Origin of the sequence: Sphingomonas mollis (assembly GCF_016427505.1) — a bacterium.
GTDB lineage: Bacteria > Pseudomonadota > Alphaproteobacteria > Sphingomonadales > Sphingomonadaceae > Sphingomonas > Sphingomonas mollis.
In genome coordinates this window covers 1-26,339 of record NZ_JAELXS010000006.1, presented here as the reverse complement: position 1 = coordinate 26,339, position 26,339 = coordinate 1, and the positions used below count along the sequence as shown (strand labels likewise).

30 protein-coding genes and 1 pseudogene are annotated in these 26,339 nt (G+C 67.2%); 9 read left to right on the top strand and 22 right to left on the bottom strand.

Going from position 1 to position 26,339, the window contains the following annotated elements:
- Nucleotides 1–8: 8 nt before the first annotated feature.
- From msrB to JAO74_RS11430, 5 genes are read right to left on the bottom strand one after another with little or no spacing between them, the layout of a single operon-like run.
- Nucleotides 9–410 carry a peptide-methionine (R)-S-oxide reductase MsrB gene (gene msrB, locus JAO74_RS11450; protein ID WP_199038046.1) on the bottom strand — a complete coding sequence of 134 codons (402 nt, stop codon included), beginning with the start codon at nucleotides 408–410 and terminating at the stop codon, nucleotides 9–11.
- Nucleotides 411–416: 6 nt separating this feature from the next.
- Nucleotides 417–1,520, bottom strand: a complete 1,104-nt coding sequence (locus JAO74_RS11445) for an NAD(P)/FAD-dependent oxidoreductase (RefSeq protein WP_199038045.1) — start codon at nucleotides 1,518–1,520, stop codon at nucleotides 417–419.
- On the bottom strand, nucleotides 1,499–2,182 hold the full coding sequence (locus tag JAO74_RS11440) for a methyltransferase domain-containing protein (RefSeq protein WP_199038044.1): 684 nt from the start codon (nucleotides 2,180–2,182) through the stop codon (nucleotides 1,499–1,501). The genes JAO74_RS11445 and JAO74_RS11440 overlap by 22 nt, the downstream gene beginning before the upstream one ends.
- On the bottom strand, nucleotides 2,179–3,240 hold the full coding sequence (locus tag JAO74_RS11435) for a type III polyketide synthase (protein WP_199038043.1): 1,062 nt from the start codon (nucleotides 3,238–3,240) through the stop codon (nucleotides 2,179–2,181). Before JAO74_RS11435 ends, JAO74_RS11440 begins: the two co-directional genes overlap by 4 nt.
- A 56-nt stretch (nucleotides 3,241–3,296) precedes the next feature.
- Complete coding sequence (locus JAO74_RS11430) at nucleotides 3,297–3,455, bottom strand: hypothetical protein (RefSeq protein ID WP_199038042.1); 159 nt, start codon at nucleotides 3,453–3,455, stop codon at nucleotides 3,297–3,299.
- A 317-nt stretch (nucleotides 3,456–3,772) separates the two neighbouring features.
- On the opposite strand from JAO74_RS11430, the gene JAO74_RS11425 reads away from it, so the two are divergent.
- Nucleotides 3,773–4,228: a hypothetical protein gene (locus JAO74_RS11425; protein ID WP_199038041.1), complete on the top strand. Its 456-nt coding sequence runs from the start codon at nucleotides 3,773–3,775 to the stop codon at nucleotides 4,226–4,228.
- Nucleotides 4,229–4,239: 11 nt separating this feature from the next.
- Here JAO74_RS11425 and JAO74_RS11420 read toward each other — a convergent pair whose 3' ends face one another.
- The gene (locus tag JAO74_RS11420; RefSeq protein ID WP_199038040.1) at nucleotides 4,240–5,157 is read right to left on the bottom strand and encodes a prephenate/arogenate dehydrogenase family protein; all 918 of its coding nucleotides are present in this window, start codon (nucleotides 5,155–5,157) and stop codon (nucleotides 4,240–4,242) included.
- Complete coding sequence (gene hisC, locus JAO74_RS11415) at nucleotides 5,157–6,227, bottom strand: histidinol-phosphate transaminase (RefSeq protein ID WP_233150953.1); 1,071 nt, start codon at nucleotides 6,225–6,227, stop codon at nucleotides 5,157–5,159. Before hisC ends, JAO74_RS11420 begins: the two co-directional genes overlap by 1 nt.
- A gap of 145 nt (nucleotides 6,228–6,372) precedes the next feature.
- Between hisC and metX the strand changes: the two genes are divergently transcribed.
- From metX to JAO74_RS11395, 4 genes are read left to right on the top strand one after another with little or no spacing between them, the layout of a single operon-like run.
- Complete coding sequence (metX, locus tag JAO74_RS11410; protein ID WP_199038036.1) at nucleotides 6,373–7,497, top strand: homoserine O-acetyltransferase MetX; 1,125 nt, start codon at nucleotides 6,373–6,375, stop codon at nucleotides 7,495–7,497.
- Entirely contained in the window at nucleotides 7,494–7,943 is a 450-nt protein-coding gene (locus JAO74_RS11405; RefSeq protein WP_233150924.1) for a GNAT family N-acetyltransferase, read from the top strand. The genes metX and JAO74_RS11405 overlap by 4 nt, the downstream gene beginning before the upstream one ends.
- A complete protein-coding gene (metW, locus tag JAO74_RS11400) occupies nucleotides 7,940–8,527 on the top strand; it encodes a methionine biosynthesis protein MetW (protein ID WP_199038034.1) in 588 nt (195 codons plus the stop codon). Before JAO74_RS11405 ends, metW begins: the two co-directional genes overlap by 4 nt.
- Nucleotides 8,528–8,585: 58 nt before the next feature.
- Nucleotides 8,586–8,987 carry a response regulator gene (locus tag JAO74_RS11395; protein WP_199038032.1) on the top strand — a complete coding sequence of 134 codons (402 nt, stop codon included), beginning with the start codon at nucleotides 8,586–8,588 and terminating at the stop codon, nucleotides 8,985–8,987.
- Between the two features lie 3 nt (nucleotides 8,988–8,990).
- Here the strand turns inward: JAO74_RS11395 and JAO74_RS11390 are convergent, their stop codons facing one another.
- From JAO74_RS11390 to JAO74_RS11365, 6 genes are all read right to left on the bottom strand, one after another.
- A complete protein-coding gene (locus tag JAO74_RS11390) occupies nucleotides 8,991–10,523 on the bottom strand; it encodes a sensor histidine kinase (RefSeq protein ID WP_199038030.1) in 1,533 nt (510 codons plus the stop codon).
- Nucleotides 10,523–11,080, bottom strand: a complete 558-nt coding sequence (gene ssb / locus JAO74_RS11385) for a single-stranded DNA-binding protein (RefSeq protein ID WP_332908792.1) — start codon at nucleotides 11,078–11,080, stop codon at nucleotides 10,523–10,525. Before ssb ends, JAO74_RS11390 begins: the two co-directional genes overlap by 1 nt.
- A gap of 170 nt (nucleotides 11,081–11,250) precedes the next feature.
- Entirely contained in the window at nucleotides 11,251–13,113 is a 1,863-nt protein-coding gene (gene feoB, locus JAO74_RS11380) for a ferrous iron transporter B (RefSeq protein WP_199038026.1), read from the bottom strand.
- Nucleotide 13,114: 1 nt separating this feature from the next.
- A complete protein-coding gene (locus tag JAO74_RS11375) occupies nucleotides 13,115–13,366 on the bottom strand; it encodes a FeoA family protein (protein WP_199038024.1) in 252 nt (83 codons plus the stop codon).
- Between the two features lie 155 nt (nucleotides 13,367–13,521).
- A complete protein-coding gene (locus JAO74_RS11370) occupies nucleotides 13,522–14,187 on the bottom strand; it encodes a COQ9 family protein (RefSeq protein ID WP_332908791.1) in 666 nt (221 codons plus the stop codon).
- Nucleotides 14,188–14,210: 23 nt separating this feature from the next.
- Nucleotides 14,211–15,146 carry a DMT family transporter gene (locus tag JAO74_RS11365; protein ID WP_199038022.1) on the bottom strand — a complete coding sequence of 312 codons (936 nt, stop codon included), beginning with the start codon at nucleotides 15,144–15,146 and terminating at the stop codon, nucleotides 14,211–14,213.
- A gap of 69 nt (nucleotides 15,147–15,215) precedes the next feature.
- On the opposite strand from JAO74_RS11365, the gene JAO74_RS11360 reads away from it, so the two are divergent.
- The gene (locus JAO74_RS11360) at nucleotides 15,216–16,304 is read left to right on the top strand and encodes an alkene reductase (protein ID WP_199038021.1); all 1,089 of its coding nucleotides are present in this window, start codon (nucleotides 15,216–15,218) and stop codon (nucleotides 16,302–16,304) included.
- Between the two features lie 134 nt (nucleotides 16,305–16,438).
- On the opposite strand, the pseudogene JAO74_RS11355 reads toward JAO74_RS11360, so the two are convergent.
- From JAO74_RS11355 to gltX, 8 genes and pseudogenes are all read right to left on the bottom strand, one after another.
- Nucleotides 16,439–16,980: pseudogene (locus JAO74_RS11355) on the bottom strand (GNAT family N-acetyltransferase).
- A gap of 1 nt (nucleotide 16,981) precedes the next feature.
- Nucleotides 16,982–17,395, bottom strand: coding sequence for a 6,7-dimethyl-8-ribityllumazine synthase (gene ribH / locus JAO74_RS11350; protein WP_199038020.1), 414 nt, complete (start codon nucleotides 17,393–17,395; stop codon nucleotides 16,982–16,984).
- A 138-nt stretch (nucleotides 17,396–17,533) separates the two neighbouring features.
- Complete coding sequence (gene ribB / locus JAO74_RS11345; RefSeq protein WP_199038019.1) at nucleotides 17,534–18,667, bottom strand: 3,4-dihydroxy-2-butanone-4-phosphate synthase; 1,134 nt, start codon at nucleotides 18,665–18,667, stop codon at nucleotides 17,534–17,536.
- Nucleotides 18,657–19,262, bottom strand: a complete 606-nt coding sequence (locus JAO74_RS11340) for a riboflavin synthase (protein ID WP_199038018.1) — start codon at nucleotides 19,260–19,262, stop codon at nucleotides 18,657–18,659. Before JAO74_RS11340 ends, ribB begins: the two co-directional genes overlap by 11 nt.
- The gene (gene ribD / locus JAO74_RS11335; RefSeq protein WP_199038509.1) at nucleotides 19,235–20,206 is read right to left on the bottom strand and encodes a bifunctional diaminohydroxyphosphoribosylaminopyrimidine deaminase/5-amino-6-(5-phosphoribosylamino)uracil reductase RibD; all 972 of its coding nucleotides are present in this window, start codon (nucleotides 20,204–20,206) and stop codon (nucleotides 19,235–19,237) included. Before ribD ends, JAO74_RS11340 begins: the two co-directional genes overlap by 28 nt.
- Nucleotides 20,207–20,226: 20 nt before the next feature.
- A complete protein-coding gene (locus JAO74_RS11330; RefSeq protein ID WP_233150923.1) occupies nucleotides 20,227–20,679 on the bottom strand; it encodes a hypothetical protein in 453 nt (150 codons plus the stop codon).
- Entirely contained in the window at nucleotides 20,640–21,308 is a 669-nt protein-coding gene (locus tag JAO74_RS11325) for an energy transducer TonB (protein WP_199038016.1), read from the bottom strand. Before JAO74_RS11325 ends, JAO74_RS11330 begins: the two co-directional genes overlap by 40 nt.
- 355 nt (nucleotides 21,309–21,663) lie before the next feature.
- A complete protein-coding gene (gene gltX, locus JAO74_RS11320; RefSeq protein WP_199038014.1) occupies nucleotides 21,664–22,986 on the bottom strand; it encodes a glutamate--tRNA ligase in 1,323 nt (440 codons plus the stop codon).
- 122 nt (nucleotides 22,987–23,108) lie between these two features.
- On the opposite strand from gltX, the gene JAO74_RS11315 reads away from it, so the two are divergent.
- On the top strand, nucleotides 23,109–24,044 hold the full coding sequence (locus tag JAO74_RS11315) for a ribose-phosphate pyrophosphokinase (protein ID WP_199038012.1): 936 nt from the start codon (nucleotides 23,109–23,111) through the stop codon (nucleotides 24,042–24,044).
- Nucleotides 24,045–24,172: 128 nt separating this feature from the next.
- Here the strand turns inward: JAO74_RS11315 and JAO74_RS11310 are convergent, their stop codons facing one another.
- The gene (locus JAO74_RS11310) at nucleotides 24,173–24,517 is read right to left on the bottom strand and encodes a pilus assembly protein PilZ (protein WP_199038010.1); all 345 of its coding nucleotides are present in this window, start codon (nucleotides 24,515–24,517) and stop codon (nucleotides 24,173–24,175) included.
- A gap of 183 nt (nucleotides 24,518–24,700) precedes the next feature.
- On the opposite strand from JAO74_RS11310, the gene sucC reads away from it, so the two are divergent.
- Both sucC and JAO74_RS11300 read left to right on the top strand, forming a co-directional pair.
- Complete coding sequence (gene sucC / locus JAO74_RS11305) at nucleotides 24,701–25,912, top strand: ADP-forming succinate--CoA ligase subunit beta (protein WP_199038008.1); 1,212 nt, start codon at nucleotides 24,701–24,703, stop codon at nucleotides 25,910–25,912.
- Nucleotides 25,913–26,109: 197 nt separating this feature from the next.
- Nucleotides 26,110–26,339, top strand: a 230-nt coding sequence (locus JAO74_RS11300; protein WP_416194308.1) for an electron transfer flavoprotein subunit beta/FixA family protein, incomplete at its 3' end; no start/stop codon positions are given.

Genomic DNA, 26,339 nt, shown 5'->3' with positions numbered 1-26,339 from the left:
GGAGGCGATCACGCTTTCGCGCGGGGACGGAAATCGAGCGCGAGCGAGTTCATGCAGTACCGCAGGCCGGTGGGCGGCGGACCATCCGGGAAGACATGGCCGAGATGGCTGTCGCACCGGGCGCAGCGGGTTTCGGTGCGGACCATGCCATGGCTGCGATCGGTGTGATCGACGACGGCATCGGCCGCGATCGGCTGGGTGAAGCTGGGCCAGCCCGAGCCGCTGTCATATTTGTCGGCGCTGTCGAACAGCTCGTTGGCGCAGGCGCCACAGCGGTAGATGCCGTCCGCCTTGTTGTCGTTCAGCGCACCGGCGAAGGCGCGTTCGGTGCCGGCTTCACGCAGGACATGATATTGTTCGGGGGTCAGCCGCTTGCGCCATTCGGCTTCCGAGAGGGTCAGGGTTTCCATGCCTCCTCATGTGGTTGGGATTACGCCTGTCTTCAAGCGGGTGGCATGGGCGATCAGGCGGATCAGCGCGGGGTGGCTGGCGCGGACCATCCATGGCGCGGCGCGTCCCTCCGCCAGGGTGCGCAGCCAGTCGGCCACGCCGATCGGGCGGGCGAGGGTGCGGGCAAAGCGGGTCTGCCACCGGGCAGCGGCAGCCGGACCGCCGCCGGCATGGGCGCGCGCGGCGGCGATGCCGCTCGCCAGGGCGATGCCCATGCCCTCACCCGCCAGCGAGGGGATGACGCCGGCCTGATCGCCCAGCCGGAACAGGCCGGCGACACCGTCACGCTGCCGCCAGCCATAGGGAACGTTGGCGATGGCATCGATCGGCTCGCCCGGTGCCATATAGGCGAGCCGGTCGGCCAGCGCGGGGGAGCGGTCGGCCAGCGCGGTCAGCAGCGCGGCGGGGCTGCCGGCTTCGGTCAGGCGCGATCGGCGGACGGCGAGGCAGAGATTGGCGCTGCCATCCTCTTGGACGGCAAGACCGGCATAGCCACGGTCGAACAGGTGAAGCTCGATCGCGTCGCCGACCAGCGCACCCAGCGCGGGATGCGGGGTGAGGCGGACGCGCAGGCCCAGTGTCGGGTCGGCACCGCGCGCGTCTTCCGGGCGGGCGAGGCCGCGCAGGTCGTGCTTGCCGGTGGCGAGGAACAGCGCATCGGTGGTCAGCGTGCCGCCATCGGCGAGGCGGATCGTGTCGTCCTCGATCGCGCGCACCGCGACGCCGCGCTCGACCGCGGCGACGGTGGCGGCGCGGGCCATCAGCAGCGTGTCGAGGCGGTGGCGGGATACGGCCAAGGCCGGGCGGGGCAGGGGCGCCTCCGCCATGGCGCTACCGGCGAATAGGCGGGTGCGGGTGATGCGGGCGCGGTTGAGGTCGTCCGCCGCGATGCCCAATGTCGCCAGCGTATCGAGGCTGCGCCAGCTGAGGAAACCGCCGCACAGCGCGTTGCCGGTTTCGCGCGATCGCTCCAGCAACAGCGGGCGCTCGCCTCCGAACTGGGCAAGCGCGATGGCGGCGGCGGTGCCGGCAGGGCCGCCGCCCAGGATCAGCGCAGGCGTTCGACGCATAGCCGAAACGGAAAGACGCGGAACACGCGTGCATCATCGATGCCGGCCTCGGCCAGCAAGGGCAGCCACTCCGCCGGGCGGAACGACCGCGCGACCGACAACGTGCCGTCATGACGCACGATCGGATGCCAGCGTGCGATCCGGGCGAGGAGCGGGAAGCCGGCATGGGCGAAACGGTGGCGATGCAAGTCGTTGACGAACCAGCAACGGGCGTTCGCCTCCATCCAGCGGAGAAAGGCGACCAGTTCGTCATGGGTCATGTGATGCGCGACGAGGCTGCTGATGACCGCGTCCCAGCCGCCGCCCCTGTCGGCATAATCGCCGGTGACATAGGTTATGCCCGACCCTGCGAGGGTATGAAGGCGCGCGGCGCGCTCGCTGCGGGGGTTCAGGTCGACGCCGACCAGATCGACGGCGATGCTTTGGCGGGTGGCCCAACGCTCGATCCGACGCAGCATGTCGCCGTCGCCGAAGCCGACGTCGAGGATGCGCAGCGTGCGATGGCCGGCGGCGGCGCGGGCGAGGAACGCCAGCGTGGGTCGCGGTGCCAGCGTGACGGTGTTCACGCGGGCGAGGTCGGCGACGACGGCGGCATAATCGTCGGGATCGAGGTCGTCGGCATCCATCAGCTCGGGGCCGGGCGCGCGTGCCGTGAGGTTCATGCCGCGCTCCGGAAGCCGAAGCCCTCGGCGGCGAGACCGGGACCAAAGGCGAGCGCGACGCCGTGATCGATGCGGGGGCCGGCGAGCAATCGTTCGAGCGTGAACATCAGCGTGGCCGACGACATGTTGCCATTGTCCGCCAGCACGCCGCGCGCGGCATCCAGTGCATCGTCCGGCAGGGCCAGCGCCCCCGCCACGGCATCGAGGATCGACCGGCCGCCGGCATGGACCGCCCAGCCGTCGATCCCGGCGGGGCCGCGCCCGGCGGTGACGATGTCGCGGAAATCGGCGTCGGCGAGGCCCTCGGCGATGCGGCGGGGGACCTCGCCCGACAGGTGCATCGCGAAGCCGCGATCGGTGATCGCCCAGCGGATCAGGTCATGGCTGTCGGGCAGCGTCGCGGCGAAGGGCTGGTCGAGCATGAAGCCCACCGGGTCCGCCGTCACCAGCGCCGCCGCCGCGCCATCGCCGAACTGCAACTGGGCCAGCAGGATTTCAGGCGCGTCGCTGTCCTGCAGATGCAATGTCGACAGTTCGCAGGTGATGACCAGCACGCGCGCGGCGGGTTCGGAGCGGACGATATGACGCGCGCTGCGCAACGCGGCGACGGCGGCGTAGCAACCCATGAAGCCGATCAGGAGTCGCTCGACCGACGGTGCCAGCCCCAATCGGCGCGCGACGATCTGGTCGAGACCGGGGGCGACAAAGCCGGTGCAGCTGGCGACCACCAGATGGGTGATGCCGTCGATCGGCACACGCGCCGCCAGCGCCTCGACCGCCAGCAGCGACAGCGCCGGCGCGGCGGTGGCATAGATCGCCATCCGGGCGGCGGTGCCGGGCATCGTATCGGCATAGAACCCGCCCGCGCCGACGGGGGAGGCGCCGGCGGCGGTGGGGGGCAGTACGGACCAGCGATGGCCGATGCCGGCGCGCCGGGCCATGCGGGCGAACAAGCGGGCGGGTGCCGGTGCGAGACGCGCCTGCGCCCAGTCGATAAAGGCATGATGGACGTCATGGGTCGGCGTGGCGACGCCGATGGCATTCAGATGGGCGGGCACGACGTTCCTTCGGAGCAAGTCGCCTGAACGCGCGGTCGCGCTCCGTGTGCCGTAAGTCAATCGTCTTCGAGAACCCGCTGTTCCGTATCGAGTTGAAAACGTGTCTGGATCATCGACATGCCGTGATTGACATAGGCCGCGATCACATGCTCGTCGGCGTCGTCGAGCAGGCAGCAGGCTTCGTGTAACAATCGATATACCCGCTCAGCGTCCATGATCATCTCCTGCCAGGGTTCGGCACGTTGCCAAGACTTTATAGCAATGCCAGCCGACGACCAACGATCCGCTTCACTATTTTTGACTGCCACTTCGGTTAGGTAAATCTATGCTCACAAAAAAGGTCACGCGATAAAAAGAAACCATGATGGTTCGATATGAACTTATTGCGGATACATTAATTCAGGTTGTTACTTGTTGTTGTCGTATCGCATACACTCGGCTCGGGCGGATGAACGGGACATGCGGTCTCATCAACGCCAGTGTTGCCGTCGCTGCCAGGGGGTAAGGCGTTGGGAACTGAACGGGAGGGATCGTGAACGAGGAAGCCGTCGTTTCGCTGATCAAGGATCTGACCGCCAAGCTGTCGGCGGTGGCGGAGGAGTTCAGCGGCCGGGTCGATCGGGTAGAGGCCGACGATCCCGCTGCACCGGCGGTCGCCGTCCCGGATAATCTGTCACGGGTGAAACGGCTGATCGCCGAGCGGCGATCGCGGCGCCGGTTCCTGCCGGCCGAACTTTTCCACGAACCCGCCTGGGACATGCTGCTCGCGCTGTATGTGGCGAACGAGGAGTCGCAGGCGATGAACGTGAAGAGCCTGGTGGCCTGTGCCGACGCGCCCGTCACCACGTCGCAGCGGTGGATCGAGCATCTGGCGAAACTGCGGCTGGTGACGCGCGTCGTCGATACCGTCGATCGTCGCCGGGTCGAGGTGTCGCTCAGCCAGACCGGGATCGAGGCGATCGAGGCGTATCTCGCCGCCCATCGCTGAACGGCATTTCTTCAGGCGTCGGGGCCGTGCGCGCGGCCGAAATCCTCGCGCGCGTCGTCCTGTCCCTGTTCGACGATCGACCGCCGGATCGCGCGGGTGCGGGTGAACAGGTCGAACAGCGCATCGCCATCGCCCCAGCGGATCGCGCGCTGAAGCTGGGCGAGGTCTTCCGAGAATCGACCGAGCATTTCCAGCACCGCTTCGCGGTTGGACAGGAACACGTCGCGCCACATCGTCGGGTCCGACGCGGCGATGCGGGTGAAGTCGCGGAAACCGCCGGCGGAATATTTGATGACCTCGCTCTCGGTCACCGCTTCCAGATCGCTGGCGGTGCCGACGATCGAATAGGCGATCAGATGCGGCAGGTGGCTGGTGACGGCCAGCACGCGGTCGTGGTGCTCGGGCGTCATCGTCTCGACATCGGCACCCAGCCGCCGCCAGAAGCTGGCGACGCGCTCCACCGCGACTGGGTCGGCATCGGCGGCGGGGGTCAGGATGCACCAGCGGCCGGCGAACAACGTGGCGAAGCCTGCTTCCGGCCCGCTGCGCTCGGTGCCGGCGACGGGGTGGGCGGGCACCACGGCGATGCCGGGCAGCGCCAGCGCCAGCGCGCGGGCGACATCGGTCTTGCAACTGCCGACATCGGTGACGACCGCCTCGGCGGGCAGGTCGGCGGCGATCTCGCCCGCGACGGTGCCGATCGCGCCGACGGGGACGCACAGGACGACGAGGTCGGCATCGGTCACCGCCGCGCCGGCACTGTCGGCGACGTCATCGGTCAGGTCGATGCGCAATGCGGTGGCGCGCACGTCCGGATCGGCGTCGTAGCCGGTCAGCCGCACCGTCGGCATCGCCTGACGCACCGCGCGCGCCACCGACGAGCCGATGAGGCCCAGACCCAGAATCGAGACGCGCGCGAAAGGCAGCATCAGATCGCTGCACCGGCCAGATCGCGCAATACCGCGACGACGCCCCGCATGTCCGCCTCTGCACCGATGGTGATGCGCAGCGCATGCGGCAGGCCCTGATTGGGCAGCCAGCGGGTGGCGTAGCCGGCGGCCATCAATGCCTGATAGGCCGATTCGGCGGTCACCTCTCCCTCGAACAGGACGAGCGAGAAGTTCGCCTTGCTGGGCACGACGCGCAGGCCGGCATTGCCCAGCTGCGCGATCTCGGCGGCGAACCAGTCGCGCCATTTGCGGTTGTGATCGCGGCTCTGCTCGACAAAATCATCGTCGCCCAGCGCGGCGATCGCCGCCAGCCCGGCACCGATCCCGAACGCGAAGGGCGCGCGGATGCGGTGCATAGCGTCGATCAGCGCGGGCGCGCCATAGCCCCAGCCGACCCGCTCCGACGCCAGCCCGAAGATCTTCGAGAAGGTGCGCGTGACCAGCACATTGGGCTGGGTGCGGGCGAGGTCGAGGCCGCCGTCATCGTCGTCGGCGTCGAGATATTCGGTGTACGCCTGATCCAGCACCAGCAGCACGTCGCGCGGCAGACCGGCATGGAGGCGCGCGATTTCGCCCCGGTCGGTATAGGTGCCGGTGGGGTTGTTGGGATTGGCGACGAACACGACCCGCGTCCGCGGCGTCACCGCCGCCAGGATCGCGTCGACATCGGTGGCATAGTCGCGATCGTCGGCTACCACGGGGGTCGCGCCGACGCGGCGGGTGGCGATGTCATAGACTGCGAAGCCGTAGCGGACATAGATGATCTCGTCGCCGACCCCGGCGAAGGTGCCGGCGGCGAGATGCAGAACCTCGTCCGATCCGGTGCCATAGACGATCCGTTCCGCCTCGATCCCGTAATGCGCCGCGATCGCCGCGCGCAGATCGGCGGCGGCGGCATCGGGATAGCGTTCGAGATGATCGGCGGCCGACCGATAGGCGTCGCGGGCGGCGGGCGAGGTGCCGAACGGGTTCTCGTTCGACGACAGCTTCACGATCCGGCGACCGTCATCGGCGGTGGCGCGGCCCGGCACATAGGGCGCGATGCCCATGATCCAGGGCTTGGCGACGGGGGCGTCGGCCGTATCGGCGGCGGTGTCGGTCGCGGGGGAAGCGGGGGCGGCTGAATCGATCATGCGCCCGCGCATAGCCGCCACGGCCTTGCCATGCCAGACCATGGGGCTTAGCGAGCCGGCCATGATGGACGAGCGTTTCGGGCTTTCGCGCCGCGTGTCGCTGCCCGGGCCGCTCGGGCTGGACGGGGGCGGTATGCTGTCGCCCGTCGAGATCGCGTACGAAACCTATGGCACGCTGGCGCCGGATGGCGGCAATGCCATCCTGATCTGCCACGCGCTGACCGGCGACCAGCATGTCGCCTCGCCGCACCCGCGCACCGGCAAGCCCGGCTGGTGGTCGCGACTGGTGGGCGAGGGGAAACCGATCGATCCGGCACGCGATTTCGTCATCTGTTCCAACGTGCTGGGCAGTTGCATGGGGTCGCTGGGGCCGTCGACGATCGATCCGGTGACGGGGCGGCCATGGGGGATGGCGTTCCCGGTCATCACCATCCGCGACATGGTGCGCGCGCAGGCGCTGCTGCTCGATCATCTGGGCGTGTCGGTGCTGCGCGCGGTGGTGGGCGGATCGATGGGCGGGATGCAGGCGCTGAGCTGGCCCGCGACCTTCCCCGACCGGGTACGCGCGGCGGTGGTGATCGCATCGACCGCGCGCCACACCGCGCAGAACATCGCCTTTCACGAAGTCGGGCGGCAGGCGGTGATGGCCGATCCCAAATGGCGCGGTGGCGATTATCGCGACGATCCGCCGGCCGCCGGCCTGTCGGTGGCGCGGATGGCGGCGCACATCACCTATCTGTCGGAGGCCGGGCTGACCGAGAAGTTCGGGCGCAAGCTGCAGGCGCGGGCGAACGGGATCGAGGGGGCCAAGAGTTTCGGCTTCGACGCGGATTTCCAGGTCGAAAGCTATCTGCGGCATCAGGGATTGAGCTTCGTCGACCGGTTCGATGCGAATTCGTACCTCTATATCACGCGCGCGATGGATTATTTCGATCTGGCGGAGGAGCATGGCGGGCTGCTCGCCAATGCGTTCCGCGCGACGGCGGCGCGGTTCTGCCTGGTCAGTTTCGATACCGACTGGCTGTATCCGACGATCGAGTCGCGGCATGTCGTCCATGCGCTGAACGCCGCCGGGCGGGCGGTGAGCTTCGTCGAACTGCACAGCCCCTATGGTCATGACGCGTTCCTGCTCGATGCGCCGGAGATGAACCGGGTGGTCGATGGTTTCCTGAAGGCGGTGGCATGACGATCGAGATGGTGCCGGCCGAGGGATATGAGCTTTCGGACGACGCCGCCCGGCTGCAACCGGCGGCGATCCATGCCTATCTGATGCGTAGCTACTGGTGCCCCGGCATCGACCGGGCACTGGTCGAACGCGCGATGGCGGGATCGCACTGCGTCGGTATCTATCATGGCAACGAACAAGTCGCCTTCGCGCGGGTGGTGACGGATCATGCGACGTTCGCGCATCTGGCGGATGTCTATGTGCTGGAGGAGCATCAGGGGCGGGGGCTTGCCTCCGCATTGCTGCGGTATTTCGACGCGCATCCCGATCTCCAGCGGCTGCGGCGGTGGACGCTGAATACGCGCGACGCGCATTCGCTGTACGAACGCCATGGCTGGGAGCGGATCACCGGCATTTTCATGCAACGATTCGACGCGGATGCGTCGCGGGGAGCGACGGCGGCATGACCCTGCGGCCCGATCTGGCGATCATCGCCGACCATGTCGCGCGCGGGGCGCGGGTGCTGGACGTCGGCTGTGGCGATGGCGCGCTGATGGCGGCGCTGCGCGATACGCGCGATGTCGATGCGCGGGGGCTGGAACTGGATGCCGCCAATGTCGCGCGCGGCGTCGCGCGGGGACTGCCGGTGGTGCAGGGGGATGCCGACAGCGATCTGGCGGGATACCCCGACGACAGTTTCGATTACGCGATCCTCAGCCAGACGTTGCAGACGTGCCACGCACCCGACCGGGTGCTGGACGAGCTATTGCGGATCGGGCGGCGGGCGTTCGTCTCTTTTCCCAATTTCGCCCATTGGCGGGTGCGGCTGTCTTTGTTGTGGGGCGGTCGGATGCCGGTGACGCCGTTGCTGCCCGAGCAATGGTATGACACGCCCAACATCCACCATGTGACGATCGACGATTTCCGTGCGTTTCTGTCCCGTCGCGACGTGGCGGTAGAGGGGGCGTGGTTCCTGTCGCGGGGGACGCGGCGGACGGACGCGGGGGCCAATCTGCTGGCGGAACATGCCGTGTTCCTGTTGCGCCGATGATCCACGTGGAACAAATCGTGCGGGTTTCGGTTATCATACGTCAACATCGGAACGCTTAATGCTGAAAACCGCCCTCATCGTGGAAGACGAGATCTTCGTTGCGCTTGATCTGGAGCGGATTTTGATCGACGCCGGTTACACGGTCGCGGCGATCGCCGCCGATCGGGACAGCGCGCTGGAAGCAGCGCCATCGTGTGGCTTTGCCTTTGTGGATGTTAATCTGCGGGATGGCCCGACCGGTCCCGAGATCGCGCGCCGCATCGCGGCCGATCATGGCATCAAGGTGGTATTCGTAACTGCCAACCCCACGCAGATCGGCACCGGCGAAGGTGCGCTGGGTTATATTCGCAAGCCGTTCAACGAGCGCGAGATACTCGCTGCGGCCGCGCTGGCTTCCGGTGACACCCATGTGGCGAATGACGATCTGATGCCGATCGGCGGCGTCGTCTCGCTCGGCTGAATATCAGGTCCGGTTGAAGGACGGGCGCGGCACCCTGATCGTCGCGACCAATCCCGCCGGTTGCCAATCGCGCTGCACCTGACCGCCCAACTGGCGCACGGCGCTCAGTTCGATCAATTGGCTGCCGAAACCATTCATCGCCGATGCCGGCACCGCCACCGGCGGGCCGTTCCGCTCCGTCCAGACCAGCGTGACGACATCGTCGCTCTGTTCGATCGACACATCCACGCTGCCGCTGTTGGTCGATAACGACCCATATTTGGTCGCGTTGGTCGCCAGTTCATGGAACAGCAGGGCAAGCGGCGTCGCGGAGCGATCGTCGATCAACACGTCCTCGCCATTCACCTGAATGCGCGGATCGTCGAGCAACTGGTACGGTTCGAACAGGCTGTCGAGCAGCCCCTTCAGACTGTCCTGCTGCGCGGACGGCCGCGACTGCGCGCTGTGCGGCCGGACGAAATCATGCGCGCGGCCCAGCGCGGTGATGCGCTGGCGCAGGTCGGTGGCGGCGGGCGCGAATTCCGGACGGTTGCGGGCGGCGAACTGGATCAGGCCAGCGACCACCGCGAAGATGTTCTTGATCCGGTGCGACAGTTCCTGGCTGATGATCTCACGCTCTTCCAGCGCCAGTTTCTGTTCGTGGATGTCGGTGCAGGTACCGAACCAGCGAATGATTTTACCGGCGTCGTCGCGGATCGGCAGGGCACGACCCAACACCCAGCGATAGGTGCCGTCGAAATGGCGCAGGCGGTATTCGATCTGGTACGGATCGCCGGTTTCCAGACTATGCCGCCACACCGCCCAGGCACGATCCTGATCGTCGGGGTGGAAAATATCGTTCCAGCCCTCGCCATCGGTCGATCCGACGGCGGTGCCGGTGAAATCATACCAGCGCGCATTGTAATAATCGTGGAAGCCATCGGGCAGGGTCGACCAGACCATCTGCGGCATGGTGTCGGCCAGCGTGCGAAACCGCAGCTCGCTCTGTTCCAGTGCATGGCGCTGTTCCGCCTCGGCGATCCCCTGTTCGCGCGACGAGCGACGATCATCCAGCCGCGCCATCGCCGCACGGGCGAGGACGGTCAGCCCCTCCTGCTGCAACGGCGTCAGGCCATCGCGCGGTACCGTGTCGAGGATGCACAAGGTGCCGAGCGCACTGCCGTCCGATGCCAGCAAGGGCGCGCCGGCATAGAAACGAACGAACGGCTCCGCCGTGACCAGCGGATTATCGACGAAGCGCGGATCGCGATGCGTGTCCGCCACCACCATGATACCGGGCGATGCCAGCGCATGCGTGCAGAACGAGATATCGCGCGGCGTGCCCGCCATCTCGGTACCGGTGCGGCCGAGGAAATGCTGATATTCATCCTCGAGCAGCGTCACCAGCGCGACCGGCGCATCGCACAGCGCCGCCGCGAACCGGGTGATGTCGTCCAACGCCCCCGTCGTCTTCAACGAGTGGGCGTCGTACATCGACAGCACCCGCGTATGCGGATCGTCGCAAAGGATGGGGTCGGGCGCCTCGATGTCGGCCATCAGAACGGAACGTCGTCGTCGAGATCGTCCGCGAAGCCACCACCCTGACCGAAGCCACCACCGCCGCCACGATTGCCGCCGCCGCCGGACGGCGCACCGCCGCGACCGCCGCCATAACCGCCGCCCGATCCGCCACCGGACTGACCACCGCCCTCCCAGTCGTCACCGCCGCCGCTGCGGCCACCACCGCCGCCCTGACCGCCACCGGGTCCATCGAGCATGGTCAGGACGCTGTTGAAGCCCTGCAACACGATCTCGGTCGAATATTTGTCGGCGCCGGACTGATCCTGCCACTTACGCGTCTGGAGCGCGCCCTCGATGTACACCTTCGATCCCTTGCGCAGGAACTTCTCGGCGACGTTGGCCAGGCCTTCGTTGAAGATGGCGACCGAGTGCCATTCGGTCTTTTCCTTGCGCTCGCCGGACATCTTGTCCTTCCACGACTCCGACGTCGCGATGCGCAGATTGACGACCTTGCCGCCGTTCTGGAACGACTTGCTCTCCGGGTCGCGACCCAGATTGCCGACCAGAATGACCTTATTGACACTGCCTGCCACGAACCAGAACTCCATTTGAAGGCACAATTGCTCGATCGAGCTTAAGCGAATATAACGAAGTGGCGTAGGACCTGGATACAGATTACCCGATGGAATGGGCAATCGCTTCTGGGGAGAAGGATCAGGCCCTACGCCTTCAAGCGAATTTGGACTTCGCTCGTTGCATCACATCAAAGGCCGATGGAAACCGCCAGCCAGTATGTGATGCCTGCCATAATGTACGCTGCAGCGAACAAATAGCCAACCATGAACGCCGGCCACTTCCACCCATTCGTCTCGCGCCGGGTCACGGCGATGGTGGAAATGCACTGCGGCGCGAACACGAACCACATCAGGAACGCGAGTGCGGTCGGAAGGCTCCAGCGGGCGCGGAGATTGTCGGTGATCGCCTTCTGCCCGCCCTCCGCCTCCGGATCGTCGATCGCATAGACGGTGCCGATCGCCGCCACCGCCACCTCGCGCGCGGCCATCGCCGGGATCAGCGCGAGCGCGATGTCGCGGTTGAAGCCGATCGGGCGGACGACGACCTCCAGCCCGTTGGCGATGCGGCCGGCGATCGAATAATTGACCTGGCTGATGCCGCTGCCCTCCGGCGGCTTGGGATAGGACAGCAACGCCCACAGGATGACGGTGGTGAGCGCAATGGTGGTGCCGGCGCGCTTCAGGAAAATCTCGACGCGGCTCCAGAGGCCGAGCGCGACGTCGCGCCATTGCGGCAACTGGTATTTCGGCATCTCCATCATGAAGCCGGACGACGCACCCTTGGTCACGGTCCGCCGCAGCACCAGCGCCGCGACGAACGCGCCGAAGATGCCGAGGACATAGAGGCCGAGCAGCACCAGTCCCTGCAACCCCATCCAGCCACCCACCGTCCGGTTCGGGATGAAGGCGGCGATGATGATCGTGTAGACCGGCAACCGCGCCGAACAGGTCATCAGCGGCGCGATCAGGATCGTCGTCAGCCGGTCCTTTTCGTCATCGATCGTCCGCGTCGCCATGATGCCGGGCACCGCGCAGGCGAAGCTGGACAGCAACGGGATGAACGCCCGCCCCGACAGGCCGACCCGCGCCATCACCCGGTCCATCAGGAAGGCGGCGCGGACCATGTAGCCGGTCGCCTCCAGCACGAGGATGAAAAGGAACAGGATCAGGATCTGCGGCAGGAAGACAAGGACGGCACCGACACCCGCGATCAGGCCATCGGTGATGAGCGACCGGACGAAACCGTCGGGCAACAGATCGCGCACCGCCGATTCCAGCAGGACGAAGCCCTGTTCGATCCACCCGATCGGCGCTTCCGACCAGGCGAAGACCGCCTGAAACATGACGAACAGCAGCGTGAGCAGCAGGATCGGCCCCGCCACCGGATGCAGCGCGACCGCGTCGATCCAGTGGTTCCAGCGGCGGCCCGGCGTCTCGGCGATCACGGCGGCATGGGCGATGGTGCGGGCGCGGCGTTGCAGGACGACGATATCCTCGACCACGCCGGCCGATGCCGGCAATGGCCGCACCGATCCGGCGCCCACGATCTGCGTCAGGGCGGCGCGCAGGTCGTCGAGGCCGCGCTTGCGCACCGCGACGGTCGGGATGACCGGCACGCCCAGTTCGCGCGCGAGGACGGCGGGATCGAGCGTCAGGCCGTCGCGCTCGGCCAGATCGACCATGTTGAGCGCGACCACCACCGGCAGCCCGAGCGCCAGCAATTGCAGCGTGAAGCGCAGGTGATTGTCGAGATTGGCGGCATCGACCACCACGACAAGGGCATCGGGCAACCGTTCGAAACCGCCACGCCCGGTCACGACGTCGCGGGTCACGCGTTCGTCGGCGGAGGCGGGGTCGAGGCTGTAGGTGCCGGGCAGGTCGACCAGTTCGACCGGGCGACCGTCATCCAGCGACAGGCGGCCCGAATGGCGCTCGACCGTGACGCCGGGGTAATTGCCGACTTTCTGCCGGGCGCCGGTCAGGGCATTGAACAGCGCGCTCTTGCCGGCATTGGGATTGCCGACAAGCGCCACCAGAGGTGCGACGTTCATCCTATCCGTGGGAAACGCTGATCGCGGCGGCGACGGTCCGGCGCAGCGCCACCGTCATCCGGCCGATCCGGCAGGCGATCGGGCCGCTGCCGAAGCGCGAGCGGTGCAATACCTCGATCCCGACGCCCTCGTCGAAGCCGAGTTCGCGCAGGCGGCGCGCTTCCGGCACCGCCAGCCGCTCCCAGTCGATCGACGCGACGGTCGCGCGGGTCTGACGGGGAAAAGTCGCAAGGCTGTCGAAGGTCGTCGCCATACGGGTCACATAGCGACACTGCGATTGATTATCAATTAGCGGCGGGTGCGATGATGCAGATCGTTTCAATGCACCGTCATTGCGAGCGAAGCGAAGCAACCCAGGGCAGCGCAAGGAACACTGGATTGCTTCGCTGCGCTCGCAATGACGATCGCTTAAACCGCCGGGTAACGCAGCCGGCCGATGAACCGCGAGAGGCTGGGGCGGTGCTCTGTGCGCTTGAGGAAGCCGGCCTTGGCCTTTTCGAACCGCATGATGCCGTCGATGCGGCGCGACAGGAAGGCACGGGTGTCGGCCAGCCCCTCGCTCTCGTCGTCCAGCGCGACGGTCATCGTCGATCCATAGACGCCGAACAGGATGCCGCGCTTGGTGTAGTGATTGTAATCGACCGCCGTGTCACCCGCGCGTCGCCAGATCAGATCGACCGTCCGCCAGCCCAGCTTGCCGCTGCGCACCAGATTCTGCGGCAGCGCCAGGATCGCCAGTGCGCGGCGGAGCGCCTCGCGCTCGGGGGCGACCGCGTCCAGCCGGGCCTCGACCAGCGCGGTGATGCGTTCGCGGATCTTCATCGTCGCCATGCGATCGGGCGGGCAGGCGTCCAGCATCGCCGTGTCGATATGCGCGAACCACGCGTCGATCATCGCGATCGGCCCGCCCTCGAACGCCAGCCGGGCGATGTCGGGATCGACGCCGGCCGACTCGGCGGCCATGTCGCGCGCGGCGTCGCCCCAGCCGTCGAAGGCGGCATTGGCGGCGATGCCGGGGGCCAGCAGCGCGCGGGCTTCGTCGAGGGTCAGGTCGGCGGGGTCGAAGGCAGTCATGGGGGACATCGGCGGAACGCTCCTCAATCCGTCAGATGCGGTGTCGCGGGCGCGGGCGCAACCCGTGGGGTGCGGCGAACGAGCACCAGCGCCACCGCGACCATCGCTGCGCCTACGAGATCGGGCAGGCCCAGCCGTTCGCCATACACGATCCAGCCGACCGCGCCGGCCACCACCGGCTGCACCAGCAGGGTGATGCCGACGACCAGCGGCGACAGCTTGCCCAGCGCATAGATCATGCAGCCCTGACCCAGCACCTGACTGACCAGCGCGACACCGATCAGCGGCCCCCACTGCGTCGGCCACAGCGACTCGCCGAGGATCGTCGCGAAGACGTAGAGCGGCGCGATGCTGGCGAAGGACGACAGCGCCAGCGCCGACAGCGGCGCCATCGTGTCGCGGACGCGCGCCATCACGATGAAATAGCCGGTGTACATGATGCCGGCACCCAGACACATAAGGTCGCCGGCCAGATTGCGCGGATCGAGCTGATAGGACCGGCCCATCAGGAGCGCCGCGCCGACCCCGGCCAGCACCAGCGCGCTCCCCTGCGTTCGCGTCGGCCATGCCCGTGCGATCAGGAAGCCATAGATGGGGAAGAACAAAGTCGCGCAATTGCCGAACAGCGTGGCGTTGGCGAGCGTGGTGCGCAGGATGCCCAGATGCCACGTGCCGAGATCGGCGGCGAAGGCGACGCCGGCGACGACCAGCAACGCCCACAGGCCGCCCGGCAACCGCTGCGGCCGGGCGCCACCCGCCAGCGCCAGCGCCGCCAGCATCGGCGTCGCTAGCGTGATCCGCCAGAAGGCGGAAGCGACCGGGCCGGTATCGGCGGCGCGGACGAACCAGGGGCCAAAGGCGAGCGCGATATTGGCGACGATCAGGACCGCGAAGGCGACACCCAGACGGGGGCTACTTGGGGAGACAGCAGTTTTTCTTGGGGGCCGGGCCGGATGCATGGCGCCCTGTAGCGGCCTATTTTGCTTCCCGACAGTTACACCAACTTCGAGTTTCCTGAAGGATCATCCATGCCCAATCTTTTCGACCCCCTGACCATCGGCGCGATCGAGGCGCCCAACCGTATCCTGATGGCGCCGCTGACGCGCGGCCGCGCCGACAAGGAAGCCGTGCCGACGGCGATGATGGCGGAATATTATGCGCAGCGGGCCAGTGCCGGCCTCATCATCTCGGAAGCGACCGGGATCAGCCGCGAAGGGCTGGGCTGGCCGTTCGCGCCGGGCCTGTGGTCGGAGGCGCAGGTCGAGGCGTGGAAGCCGGTGACGAAGGCGGTGCACGATGCCGGCGGCCGGATCGTTGCGCAGTTGTGGCATATGGGCCGGCAGGTCCATTCGTCGGTGATCGGTGGCCAGCCGGTGTCGTCCTCGGCGACCGCGACCAAGGGTCAGGCGCACACGTACGAGGGCAAGCAGGATTTCGAGACGGCACGGCCGCTCGAACTCCATGAAATCCCGCGGCTGCTCGACGATTATGAACTGGCGACGCGCAATGCGCTGGCCGCCGGGTTCGACGGGGTCCAGATCCACGCCGCCAACGGCTATCTGATCGACGAATTCCTGCGCGACAACGCCAATTTCCGCGACGACCGCTATGGCGGCAGCCCGGAAAACCGCATCCGCCTGCTCCGCGAAGTCGCCGAGCGGGTGATCTCGGTCGCCGGTGCCGACCGCGTATCGGTGCGCCTGTCGCCCAACGGCGACTCTCAGGGCGTCGATGACAGCAATCCGGCGGCGGTGTTCGTGCCGGCGGCCAAGGCGCTGTCCGACCTGAAGATCGCCTTCCTCGAACTGCGCGAGCCGGGTCCGGACGGCACGTTCGGCAAGACCGATGTGCCCAAGCTCAGCCCCGAAATCCGCAAGGTGTTCGACGGCGTGCTGGTGCTGAATTCGGACTACTATAACGCCGACGATGCGCAGGCGGCGCTGGACGAAGGCGTGGCAGATGCGATCAGCTTCGGCCGGACGTTCCTCGCCAATCCGGACCTGCCGGAGCGGTTGCGGACGGGTGCGCCGCTGAACGCGGACAATATGAAGACGTGGTACAGCCAGGGGCCGGAGGGATATATCGATTATCCGGCGCTGGAAACGGTGGCCGCGTAAGCACTGACTGACTCTGCTTCCGTCATTCCCGCGAAGGCGGGAATCCATATACTCTGACGGTGCGGTTCGATCCGTGAAGTCCGCCTATATGGATCCCCGCCTTCGCGGGGATGACGGTAGTTGGTCTGTAGTGGTCAGCGATGTTGGCGCCGCGCCCGCCATTCCGCCGCGCTCTGCCCCCAGGCATCGACGCGGAACTCGTGGAGCGGCGGGGGCAGCGTTACCGGGCCCCGGTTGACGCTGCCCAGCCGGTTCGCCAGCGCGATCGAGCCGGCATTGTCGGGATCGATGGTGTGGATCACGCCGGTCCAGCCGAGCACGTCCACCGCGTAATCCATCGCTGCCACTGCCGCTTCATGCGCGTAACCCTTGCCGGCAAACGCACGGGCGATGCCCAGCCGACCTCGGTGCCGGGCCAGCCATCGGGCTGATGCGGGCCAATGCGGCCGATCCATTCGCCGCTGTCGCGCAGGATTACCGAGAACATCGAAAAGCCGCGGATCGTCCACGCGCCCGCCATGCCGCACAGGCTGCGCCACGCGACGCCACGCGGCTGGACGCCGCCGAGGAAGCGCATCGTCTCCTCCTCGGCATGGAACGCCGCCCAAGGCTCCCAATCCTCCGCCGCCAGCGGCCTGAGGATCAGCCGGGGGGTGAAGAGGATCGGGCCGGTCATCTCAGCCGAACCGGGTCTGCAGGTCGAGCATCGCGATCGCCGCCTTCGCCGCCTCGCCGCCCTTGTCCTTTTCGTCCGGCCGGGCGCGGGTGAGGGCCTGCGCCTCGTTTTCGGTCGTCAGGATGCCGTTGCCGATGGCGAGGCCGTCCATGGTCAGCGCCATGATCCCGCGCGCGCTTTCGCCCGCGACGATTTCGAAATGATAGGTCTCGCCCCGGATCACGACGCCGAGCGCGACGAACGCGTCGAACGATTCCGCCGCCAGTGCGATCGCGCCGGGAACCTCCAGCGCGCCGGGGACGGTAATCGTCTCATGGCTATGCCCGGCGGCCTCGATCGCCGCCCGCGCACCCGCCAGCAGCAGGTCGTTCAGATGGTCGTAGAAGCGTGCTTCCACGATCAGGATGGTGGCCATGCTTGTTCTTCCTCGATCGGATGATTGCCGTTCCCCGGCAGAGGCCGGGGTCCAGGTGGGTGAAGGTGTGTAAGCGCTCACGACGGCCTCCCCAACTGGACCCCGGCCTCCGCCGGGGAACAGACGTGATGGGAACCGCTATTCCTCGATGCGCCGTTCGCCGACGATCGACAGGCCGTACCCGTCGAGGCCCACGAGCGTATGATGCGTGTTGGTGAGCAGGATCATGTCGTGGACGCCCAGTTCGGCCAGGATCATCGCGCCGACGCCGTAATCGCGCAGTTCCTCCATCGGCACCTCGACCTGCTCGCCGGCCTGACGGCGGACGGCGGTGGTGAAGGCATCGGCGCGCTGGCGGTTGATGAGCACGATGACGCCCGACCCATGGCGGGCGATCGCTTCCATTGCACGCGACAGCAGGGCACCGCGATCATTATCCTCGCCGAACAGATCGCCGAACGGCGACAGCGCGTGCATCCGCACCAGCACCGGCTGCGACGGATCGATCCGGCCCCTCACCAGCGCGACCTGTTCGGTGCCGGTGGCGGTGTTGCGATACGCGACCGTCTTCCACTCGCCGCCCCAGCGGCTGACGAAAGTCGCCTCCGACATCTTTTCGACCAGATGGTCGTAGCGGCGGCGATAGGCGATCAGGTCGCGGATCGTGCCGATCTTCAGATTGTGGAACTGCGCGAAGGTGACGAGGTCGTCCATCCGCGCCATCGTGCCGTCCTCGTTCATGATCTCGCAGATCACGCCAGAGGGGTTGAGGCCGGCGAGGCGCGACACGTCGACCGCCGCCTCGGTATGGCCGGCGCGCACCAGCACGCCGCCGTCGCGGGCCACCAGCGGGAAGACATGGCCCGGCGTCACGATCTCTGCCGCACCCTTGCCCGCATCGATCGCGGTGGCGATCGTGCAGGCGCGGTCGGCGGCAGAAATGCCCGTCGTCACGCCCTCGCGCGCCTCGATCGACACGGTGAAGGCGGTTTCGTGGCGGGTGCCGTTGTTGCGGCTCATGAGTTCGAGGCCGAGTTCCTCGGTCCGGCTGCGCGTCATCGCCAGACAGATCAGGCCGCGGCCGTGGCGGGCCATGAAGTTGATCTTCTCCGGCGTCGCCATCTGCGCGGGGATGACCAGATCGCCCTCGTTCTCGCGGTCTTCGTCATCGACCAGGATGAACATCCGGCCGTTGCGGGCCTCGTCGATGATCTCCTCGGGCGAGGACAGGAAGCCGTGCGGCAGGCGGGCGAGTGCGGGATTAGCGGCCACGATAATACTCCATGCGCTGCAGGTACCGGGCCAGCACGTCGATCTCGATATTCACCGACTGGCCCTGCCGGATCGCGCCGATCGTGGTCGCGACCTGCGTGTGCGGGATGACGTTGACCGCAAAATGGGTGGTGTCGTCGCGATCGTCCACCTCGTTGACGGTCAGCGACACGCCATCGACGGTAATCGAACCCTTGGTGGCGAGGAAGGGCGCCAGTGCAGGGGCGATCGCGAACACGATCCGGATGGAATCGCCCACGGTATCGACGCTCATCGACGTCGCCACGCCATCGACATGGCCGGTGACGATATGGCCGCCCAGCTCGTCGCCCAGCTTCATCGCGCGTTCCAGATTGAGCGGGCGGCCGGCGATCCATTGATCGGTGGCGGTGCGGCTGATCGTCTCGCCCGACACATCGACCGCGAACCAGCCGGGGCCTTTATCGACGACGGTCAGGCAGACGCCCGAACAGGCAATCGAGGCGCCGAGATCGACGGTGGCGGTATCATAGGCGGTGTCGATCACGACGCGGGTGTCGCCACGCGACTCCACGCGCGCGATCGTGCCTATATCGGTGACGATGCCGGTAAACATGGTGTGCGCTCGTAGACCTCCACCCGGTCCCTGCCAAGCGCGCGCGCATCGACCAGTCGCCAGCGGCCATGCGCATCGGCGAGCGCGGCGAGGCCGATATCGCCGAGCGCGGGCTTGCCGGCCCCGATCAGGATCGGCGCGCGGTAGAGCAGCAGGCGATCGACCAGATCGGCGGCGAGGAATGCGGCGGCAGTCTGCGCCCCGCCCTCGACGAAGAGGTGGTCGGTGGCGGGCAGGGTGGCGATGGCGGCGGGGGTAGGGATGACGTGCCAGTCGTCGGACACCGCCGTCGCGCTCAACATCACCCGCATCGGGCTGCGCGCTTCCAGTCCCGGCAACCGCACATCCAGCACCGGCGCATCCGCCCCCACCGTGCCGCGCCCGACGAGGATCGCGTCGTGCCGGCTGCGTTCGAGATGCACATGCGCGCGGGCTTCGGGGCCGGTGATCCAGCGGCTCTCGCCCGAGGCCATCGCGATCGCGCCGTCGAGCGAGGTGGCGAGTTTCAGCGTCACGTGCGGCCGGCCGAGCGCCCGACGCGTCAGGAACCCGGCCATCGACCGGCGCGCTGCCGCTGCTTCCACGCCGGTCGTCACCGCGATCCCCGCCGCGCGCAGGCGGACGAAGCCGGCGCCGGCGGTGCGCGGGTCGGGGTCCTCGATCGCGCCGACGACGCGGCCGACGCCGGCCGCGACCAGCAGGTCGCTACAGGCGGGACCGCGGATCGATCGATGCGCGCAGGGTTCCAGCGTGACGTAGCAAGTTGCGCCGCGCGACTCTGTGCCCGCTTCGGCCAGCGCCATCGCCTCGGCATGGGGCCGGCCACCTGCCTGCGTCCAGCCACGACCGATTACGCGGCCCTGCTTCACGATCACGCAACCGACATTGGGATTGGGTGCGGTCCGGGCCCGTCCGCGCGACGCCAGCGCCAGCGCCGCGCTCATCCAGCGCGCGTCGTCGGGGGTCAGATGCCCCAACGCGACAGCTGGTCATCGACCTTCTTGAAGCTGGCCTGCCTGGCCTTTTCGGCGGCCTCGATCTCAGCCAGCCGCTTGGCCTTGATCGGCGCGTCGATCGCCTGTTGCGCCCTGATCTGCGCATCGGTGCGGTCGGCGGGCCATTGCTCCACATAGATGATATTGCGTTTGTACTCCGGCTCGACATAGCCGTCGTGCACGAAGGCGTAGATCAGGAAACCCGGGATCATCATGGCGAGCGCGAGAAACCCCACCTCGTAGCGCTCACGGGTGGCGAGGAACTGGCGCAGGTCCTTGTAGGCGCGCCACGGCGACATGCGGCTGAAGAAGCTCATACGTCTGAAAATAGGGCAGCGGGGCCGGTCGCGCCAGCCCCGCTGTTTGCCAGGCCCTGGCGGAATCAGTCGGTCATCACGAAGGTGACGGTCATCGTCCGCCATGCCTCCTGCGGCACTCCGTCGCGAGTGCCGGGGGTGAAGCGCCAGCGGCGCAGCGCCTGTTCCTCGGTGGCGCGAAAGAACGCGTCGCTGGCGGCGGCGACGCGCTCGACGCGCTTCACCCGGCCATCGGTGCCGATCAGCACGCGCACCGTCACCTTGCCCCCGGTGCCCATGCGCCGCTCGGCGGCGGGGTAGGCGGGTTGCAGGTCGCGTGCATAGCGCGGGTCGAGCGCGGGACCGAGGATCACGGGGAGCGGGACGGGCGGCAGGATCGCGGTACCGCTGCCGGTGGCGGGGCCGGCTTCCGATCCGGCCGGGATCGGCGGCAGCGGATCGACGGGGATGGCGAAGGTGTCGGTCGCCGGCGCGGTCTTGATGACGGGTACGGGATTGTCGAGCCGGGGTGGGGTCGGCCGCGCATCGGTGCGCGCGAGCGGTTCGGGCGGGGGTGGCGTCACCGGTGGCGGCAGCGGGATGTTCTCGGTCAGGAGCGGCGGTTTGGCGGGCTGCATCGTCACGTGCGGCACGGCGATCAGCAGCGCGGCAATGACGGCGGCGTTGATGCCGATCGCGGCGGCCAGGCCAGCCGGATGGAACCGGCTCTCGCCGGCGAAGCGGTTCGCGTACATGGGCATGCTCCTTTTCGTGTCCTGAATGACGCGAGTCGGCCGTTCGCTGTTTGAAATGTTACATCATTACTTTTCTGACGCAAGTAATCCCGTGAAGGGCACCCACAAGATGTTCGCGCGAAGCCGTGAAGCGAAGAAAGAAATATGGTTCGCGCGGAGGCCCGGAGAACGCGGAGTTGTCGCGCCGGGCTGAGCGTGGGGCAGATTATCGGTCGGCCTCGCATCGTTGCTTCAATGAGGTGGATGCCGCTGCGTCACGCGCCACTCTCCGCGTCCTCCGCGCCTCCGCGCGAAACCAAGCTTCTTCGCGGCTTCGCGTGAACATTTCGTCCCGGCATCCGAATGCCGATCGGTCCTAGGCCGAAAGCCGCGCGATCGCCCGGTCGCGACCGATCAGCGGCAACAACGTCGCCATGTCGGGGCCGTGGTCCAGCCCGGTCAGCGCCCGCCGCAGCGGCAGGAACAGCGCCTTGCCGGTGCGGCCGGTCGTCGCCTTCAGCCGGGCGGTCAGCGCGTGCCAAGGGTCGGCGGCCCAGTCGATCGCCTCCGCCTCGACCGCTGCCTGCGCCAGATACGCGCGGTCCGCGTCGGCGATGTCGCCCATGATCGGCCCCTCGATCACCCGCCACCAGTCGGCGGCTTCGGCGACACGCGTCAGGTTCGGCCGCACCGCCAACCACTCACTTTCGCCCATGCCGGCGGGCAGGCGGTCGGCCACCGCGTCATGACCCAGCTGGTGGACGATGCGCGCATTCACCTGCGCCAGCTCCGCCTCGTCGAACCGCGCCGGCGCCCGGCCGAAGCGGGCGAAATCGACGCCCTCGATCAGCGGCGCGGGGTCGGCGAACGGTTCGACGGGATCGCTGGTGCCGATCCGCGACAGCAGCGACACGACGGCGGCCGGCTCGATCCCGGCATCGCGGAAATGATCGACGCCGAGCGAACCAAGCCGCTTCGACAGCTTGCCCTCCGCGCCGGTCAGCAGCGCGGCATGGGCGAAGGCGGGGGGCGTCACGCCCATCGCCTCGAACATCTGCACCTGCAACGCGGTGTTCGAGACGTGATCCTCACCGCGCACGACATGCGTCACGCCCATGTCGATATCGTCGATCGCGGACGGGAGCATATACAGCCATGATCCATCGGCACGGCGCACCACGGGATCGCTCATCGTCGCCGCCTCGAACCGCTGCGGTCCGCGGACCAGATCGTCCCATGCCAGCGGCGTGTCGTGGTCGAGCCGGAAACGCCAGTGCGGGCGGATGCCGTCGGCCTCCAGCTTCGCCCGGTCGACATCGGTCAGCGACAGCGCGGCGCGATCGTACACGGGGGGCAGGCCGCGCCCGAGCAATATCTTGCGCTTCAGGTCGAGTTCCTGCGCGGTCTCATACGCCGGATAGACGCGGCCGGCGGCGACCAGCGCATCGAACCGCTCGCCATACAGCGCGAAGCGTTCGGACTGGCGTACCTCCGCATCCGGCGTCAGCCCCAGCCAGGCGAGATCGGCGCGGATCGCATCGACGTACCGTTCCTCGCTACGCTCCGCATCGGTATCGTCGATCCGCAACAGGAAACGCCCACCGTTCCTGCGCGCCCACAGCCAGTTGTGGAGCGCGGTGCGGATGTTGCCGACATGCAGGCGGCCGGTGGGCGAGGGAGCGAAACGGGTGACGACCATGCGCCTGTCCCTAAAGGCGGCAACGGGGGCGGGCAAACACCTTTGCCCGATGCCCTTTGGTATGTGGCTCTTTCGTTACGGCACTGCACGCCGTAAGGGGCGCCCAATCCAAGGGGACGACCATGAAACTCATCACCGGCAATTCCAATCTGCCGCTGGCGCAGGCGATCGCTGATTATTGCGAGCTGCCGCTGACCGAGGCGCTGGTCCGCCGGTTCGCGGACGAGGAGGTCTTCGTCGAGATCATGGAGAATGTCCGCGGCGAGGATGTGTTCGTCCTGCAATCCACGGGCTTTCCCGCGAACGACAATCTGATGGAACTGCTCATCATCATCGACGCGCTGAAGCGCGCGTCGGCGCGGCGCATCACGGCGGTGATCCCGTATATGGGCTATGCCCGGCAGGACCGGAAGCCGGGGCCGCGCACGCCGATCTCGGCCAAGCTGGTCGCCAACCTGATTACCGTGGCGGGTGCGGACCGGGTGCTGTCGGTCGATCTGCACGCCGGGCAGATCCAGGGCTTCTTCGATATACCGACCGACAATCTCTATGCCGCGCCGGTGATGTCGGCGGACATCCTCGCCCGGTTCAGCTCGAAGAACCTGATGGTCGTGTCGCCCGACGTCGGCGGCGTGGTGCGCGCGCGGCAACTGGCCAAGCGGCTCGACAACGCCCCCCTTGCCATCGTCGACAAGCGTCGCGAGCGTGCGGGTGAATCCGAGGTGATGAACATCATCGGCGATGTCGAGGGACGCTTCTGCGTGCTGATCGACGATATCGTCGATTCGGCCGGCACGCTGTGCAACGCGGCGGCGGCGCTGCGCGAGGCGGGGGCGGAGGATGTCGTCGCCTATGTCACGCACGGTGTGCTGTCGGGCGGCGCGGTGGCGCGGGTCGACGGATCGGAACTGCGCGAACTGGTCATCACCGATTCGATCGGCAACCACGAGTCGATCTCGACCACCAGCCGCATCCGCCACCTGCCGATCGCACCGCTGCTGGGCGAGGCGATCAAGCGGATCGCGGATGAGACGAGCGTGTCCAGTTTGTTCGACTAAACAAACTGGACCGGCCGGCGGGTCGGCTGGCCGAACCCGTCCGACGGTGGCTTTGCCGTCGTTCCGCCTTGATCTAACCTGCTGCCCCGTCATCCCGGCTTTCGCCGGAATGACGGGGCAGGGAACGATCACCGGCCACCCAACGCCACCAGATGGTCGAACACCACCGCATCCAGCGGCCGGCTGAACTCGCAGCCATAGCGCGTCGGATCGCGCCACGTGACGACCGCCTCCAGCGGCGCCAGTCCCGGCAGCGTCAGCCACACGGGCGTCCCCGGCGACAGCGCAAAAGTGGTTTCGGCACGAAAGCCGGTCGGCGATACCTCGATCAGGTCGATGTCGAAGCGCCCCTGCCGGTCATCGCGCAGATGGGCGCGGGTGCGGACGCGGCATCGGGTCGTGCCGCGCGCGTCGATAGCGGCAAACGGATCGGTGGCGGGTGCGAATGGCGGGGCGAAGTGCGGCTGTTCCATGCCGCGGCCCTAGCGAATCGTGGTTGCTGCGACGTTAAGCGTCGATCAATCCGGCGTTCATCATCTTCTCGATATTGCGATGCGTTATCGATCGTCATGCGATTTAACCCGCCCGCACTGGATTCTGCCGGCCCCCTGTGCTTAAGGCGACGGGTTTTCTCATAGCGAGCGAGGGCGTCCTCCATGAACATCCACGAATATCAGGCCAAGGAATTGCTGGCCAAGTTCGGCGTCCCCGTACCCGCCGGCTTTGCGGCGCTGACCGTCGAGGAAGCCGTGGAGGCGTCCAGGAAGCTGCCCGGACCGCTGTTCGTCGTGAAGGCGCAGATCCACGCCGGCGGCCGCGGCAAGGGCAAGTTCAAGGAACTGAGCCCCGAGGCCAAGGGCGGCGTCCGCCTCGCCAAGACCGAGGACGAGGTTCGCGCGGCGGCGACCGACATGCTCGGCAACACGCTCGTCACCATCCAGACGGGTGATGCGGGCAAGCAGGTCAATCGTCTGTACGTGACCGACGGCGTCGACATCGCCAAGGAATTCTACCTCGCGCTGCTCGTCAACCGGGCGACCGGCCGCGTCTCGATGGTCGCCTCGACCGAGGGTGGCATGGACATCGAGACCGTGGCGCATGACACGCCCGAGAAGATCCACTCGATCGACATCGACGCCGCTACGGGCTTCCAGCCGCATCACGGCCGCGCCGTCGCCGCCGCGCTGGAACTGACCGGCGACCTCGCCAAGCAGGCCGCCAATGTCGCGTCGAAGCTGTACGACACGTTCCTGGGCACCGATGCCGAGCAGATCGAGATCAACCCGCTCGCCGTGACCGAGGACACCGGTTCTGGGGCAAAGCTGATGGTCCTCGACGCCAAGGTCGCGTTCGACGGCAACGCGCTGTTCCGTCACAAGGACCTTTTCGAACTGCGTGACGAGACCGAGGAAGACCCGGCCGAACTGGAAGCGTCGAAATACGACCTCGCCTACATCAAGCTCGACGGTGACATCGGCTGCATGGTCAACGGCGCCGGCCTCGCCATGGCGACGATGGACATCATCAAGCTGAACGGCATGTTCCCGGCCAACTTCCTCGACGTCGGCGGCGGCGCCAACAAGGAGAAGGTGACGGCGGCGTTCAAGATCATCCTGAGCGATCCGGCCGTGAAGGGCATCCTCGTCAACATCTTCGGCGGCATCATGCGCTGCGACATCATCGCCGACGGCATCGTCGCGGCGGCGAAGGAAGTGAATTTGCAGGTGCCGCTGGTCGTGCGTCTGGAAGGCACCAACGTCGAGAAGGGCAAGGAAATCCTGGCCAACTCCGGTCTCGCCATCGTCCCCGCCAACGATCTGGGCGACGCCGCCCGCAAGATCGTCGCCGAGGTGCAGAAGGCGGCCTGATCCGCTGCCTTTCACGGCCATGGAAAGGGGCTCGGACGGAAACGTCCGGGCCCTTCTTCGTTAAGGGTCGGTGAGGAGTCCCCGTGCCGTAGCGGCAGGCGTGGATTTCCATACCCGACTTGCGAAAACGACGCAAAACCGCCAAATGCCATGCCGATGAAACCGTGCAAGAACGATCGAATCTGGAGGACGCCCCGATGAAGGTGCTGGTGCCGGTCAAGCGTGTGCTTGACTATAATGTGAAGCCCCGCGTGAAGGCGGACGGATCGGGCGTCGATCTGGCGAACGTCAAGATGAGCATGAATCCGTTCGACGAGATCGCCGTCGAAGAGGCGATCCGGCTAAAGGAAAAGGGCGCGGTCACCGAGATCGTCGTCGTGTCGATCGGTGAGCAGAAGTCGCAGGAAACGCTGCGCACCGCGCTCGC

Excerpts from the sequence above, each read along its gene's own strand:
- msrB (WP_199038046.1), bottom strand. The coding sequence starts at position 410 with ATGGAAACCCTGACCCTCTCGGAAGCCGAATGGCGCAAGCGGCTGACC.
- JAO74_RS11445 (WP_199038045.1), bottom strand. The coding sequence starts at position 1,520 with ATGCGTCGAACGCCTGCGCTGATCCTGGGCGGCGGCCCTGCCGGCACC.
- JAO74_RS11440 (WP_199038044.1), bottom strand. The coding sequence starts at position 2,182 with ATGAACCTCACGGCACGCGCGCCCGGCCCCGAGCTGATGGATGCCGAC.
- JAO74_RS11430 (WP_199038042.1), bottom strand. The coding sequence starts at position 3,455 with ATGGACGCTGAGCGGGTATATCGATTGTTACACGAAGCCTGCTGCCTG.
- JAO74_RS11420 (WP_199038040.1), bottom strand. The coding sequence starts at position 5,157 with ATGCTGCCTTTCGCGCGCGTCTCGATTCTGGGTCTGGGCCTCATCGGC.
- hisC (WP_233150953.1), bottom strand. The coding sequence starts at position 6,227 with ATGGGCATCGCGCCCTATGTGCCGGGCCGCGCCACCGCCGATGACGGT.
- metX (WP_199038036.1), top strand. The coding sequence starts at position 6,373 with ATGATGGACGAGCGTTTCGGGCTTTCGCGCCGCGTGTCGCTGCCCGGG.
- JAO74_RS11405 (WP_233150924.1), top strand. The coding sequence starts at position 7,494 with ATGACGATCGAGATGGTGCCGGCCGAGGGATATGAGCTTTCGGACGAC.
- metW (WP_199038034.1), top strand. The coding sequence starts at position 7,940 with ATGACCCTGCGGCCCGATCTGGCGATCATCGCCGACCATGTCGCGCGC.
- JAO74_RS11395 (WP_199038032.1), top strand. The coding sequence starts at position 8,586 with ATGCTGAAAACCGCCCTCATCGTGGAAGACGAGATCTTCGTTGCGCTT.
- JAO74_RS11390 (WP_199038030.1), bottom strand. The coding sequence starts at position 10,523 with ATGGCCGACATCGAGGCGCCCGACCCCATCCTTTGCGACGATCCGCAT.
- feoB (WP_199038026.1), bottom strand. The coding sequence starts at position 13,113 with ATGAACGTCGCACCTCTGGTGGCGCTTGTCGGCAATCCCAATGCCGGC.
- JAO74_RS11375 (WP_199038024.1), bottom strand. The coding sequence starts at position 13,366 with ATGGCGACGACCTTCGACAGCCTTGCGACTTTTCCCCGTCAGACCCGC.
- JAO74_RS11370 (WP_332908791.1), bottom strand. The coding sequence starts at position 14,187 with ATGACTGCCTTCGACCCCGCCGACCTGACCCTCGACGAAGCCCGCGCG.
- JAO74_RS11365 (WP_199038022.1), bottom strand. The coding sequence starts at position 15,146 with ATGCATCCGGCCCGGCCCCCAAGAAAAACTGCTGTCTCCCCAAGTAGC.
- JAO74_RS11360 (WP_199038021.1), top strand. The coding sequence starts at position 15,216 with ATGCCCAATCTTTTCGACCCCCTGACCATCGGCGCGATCGAGGCGCCC.
- ribH (WP_199038020.1), bottom strand. The coding sequence starts at position 17,395 with ATGGCCACCATCCTGATCGTGGAAGCACGCTTCTACGACCATCTGAAC.
- JAO74_RS11340 (WP_199038018.1), bottom strand. The coding sequence starts at position 19,262 with ATGTTTACCGGCATCGTCACCGATATAGGCACGATCGCGCGCGTGGAG.
- ribD (WP_199038509.1), bottom strand. The coding sequence starts at position 20,206 with ATGAGCGCGGCGCTGGCGCTGGCGTCGCGCGGACGGGCCCGGACCGCA.
- JAO74_RS11330 (WP_233150923.1), bottom strand. The coding sequence starts at position 20,679 with ATGGCGGACGATGACCGTCACCTTCGTGATGACCGACTGATTCCGCCA.
- JAO74_RS11325 (WP_199038016.1), bottom strand. The coding sequence starts at position 21,308 with ATGTACGCGAACCGCTTCGCCGGCGAGAGCCGGTTCCATCCGGCTGGC.
- gltX (WP_199038014.1), bottom strand. The coding sequence starts at position 22,986 with ATGGTCGTCACCCGTTTCGCTCCCTCGCCCACCGGCCGCCTGCATGTC.
- JAO74_RS11315 (WP_199038012.1), top strand. The coding sequence starts at position 23,109 with ATGAAACTCATCACCGGCAATTCCAATCTGCCGCTGGCGCAGGCGATC.
- JAO74_RS11310 (WP_199038010.1), bottom strand. The coding sequence starts at position 24,517 with ATGGAACAGCCGCACTTCGCCCCGCCATTCGCACCCGCCACCGATCCG.
- sucC (WP_199038008.1), top strand. The coding sequence starts at position 24,701 with ATGAACATCCACGAATATCAGGCCAAGGAATTGCTGGCCAAGTTCGGC.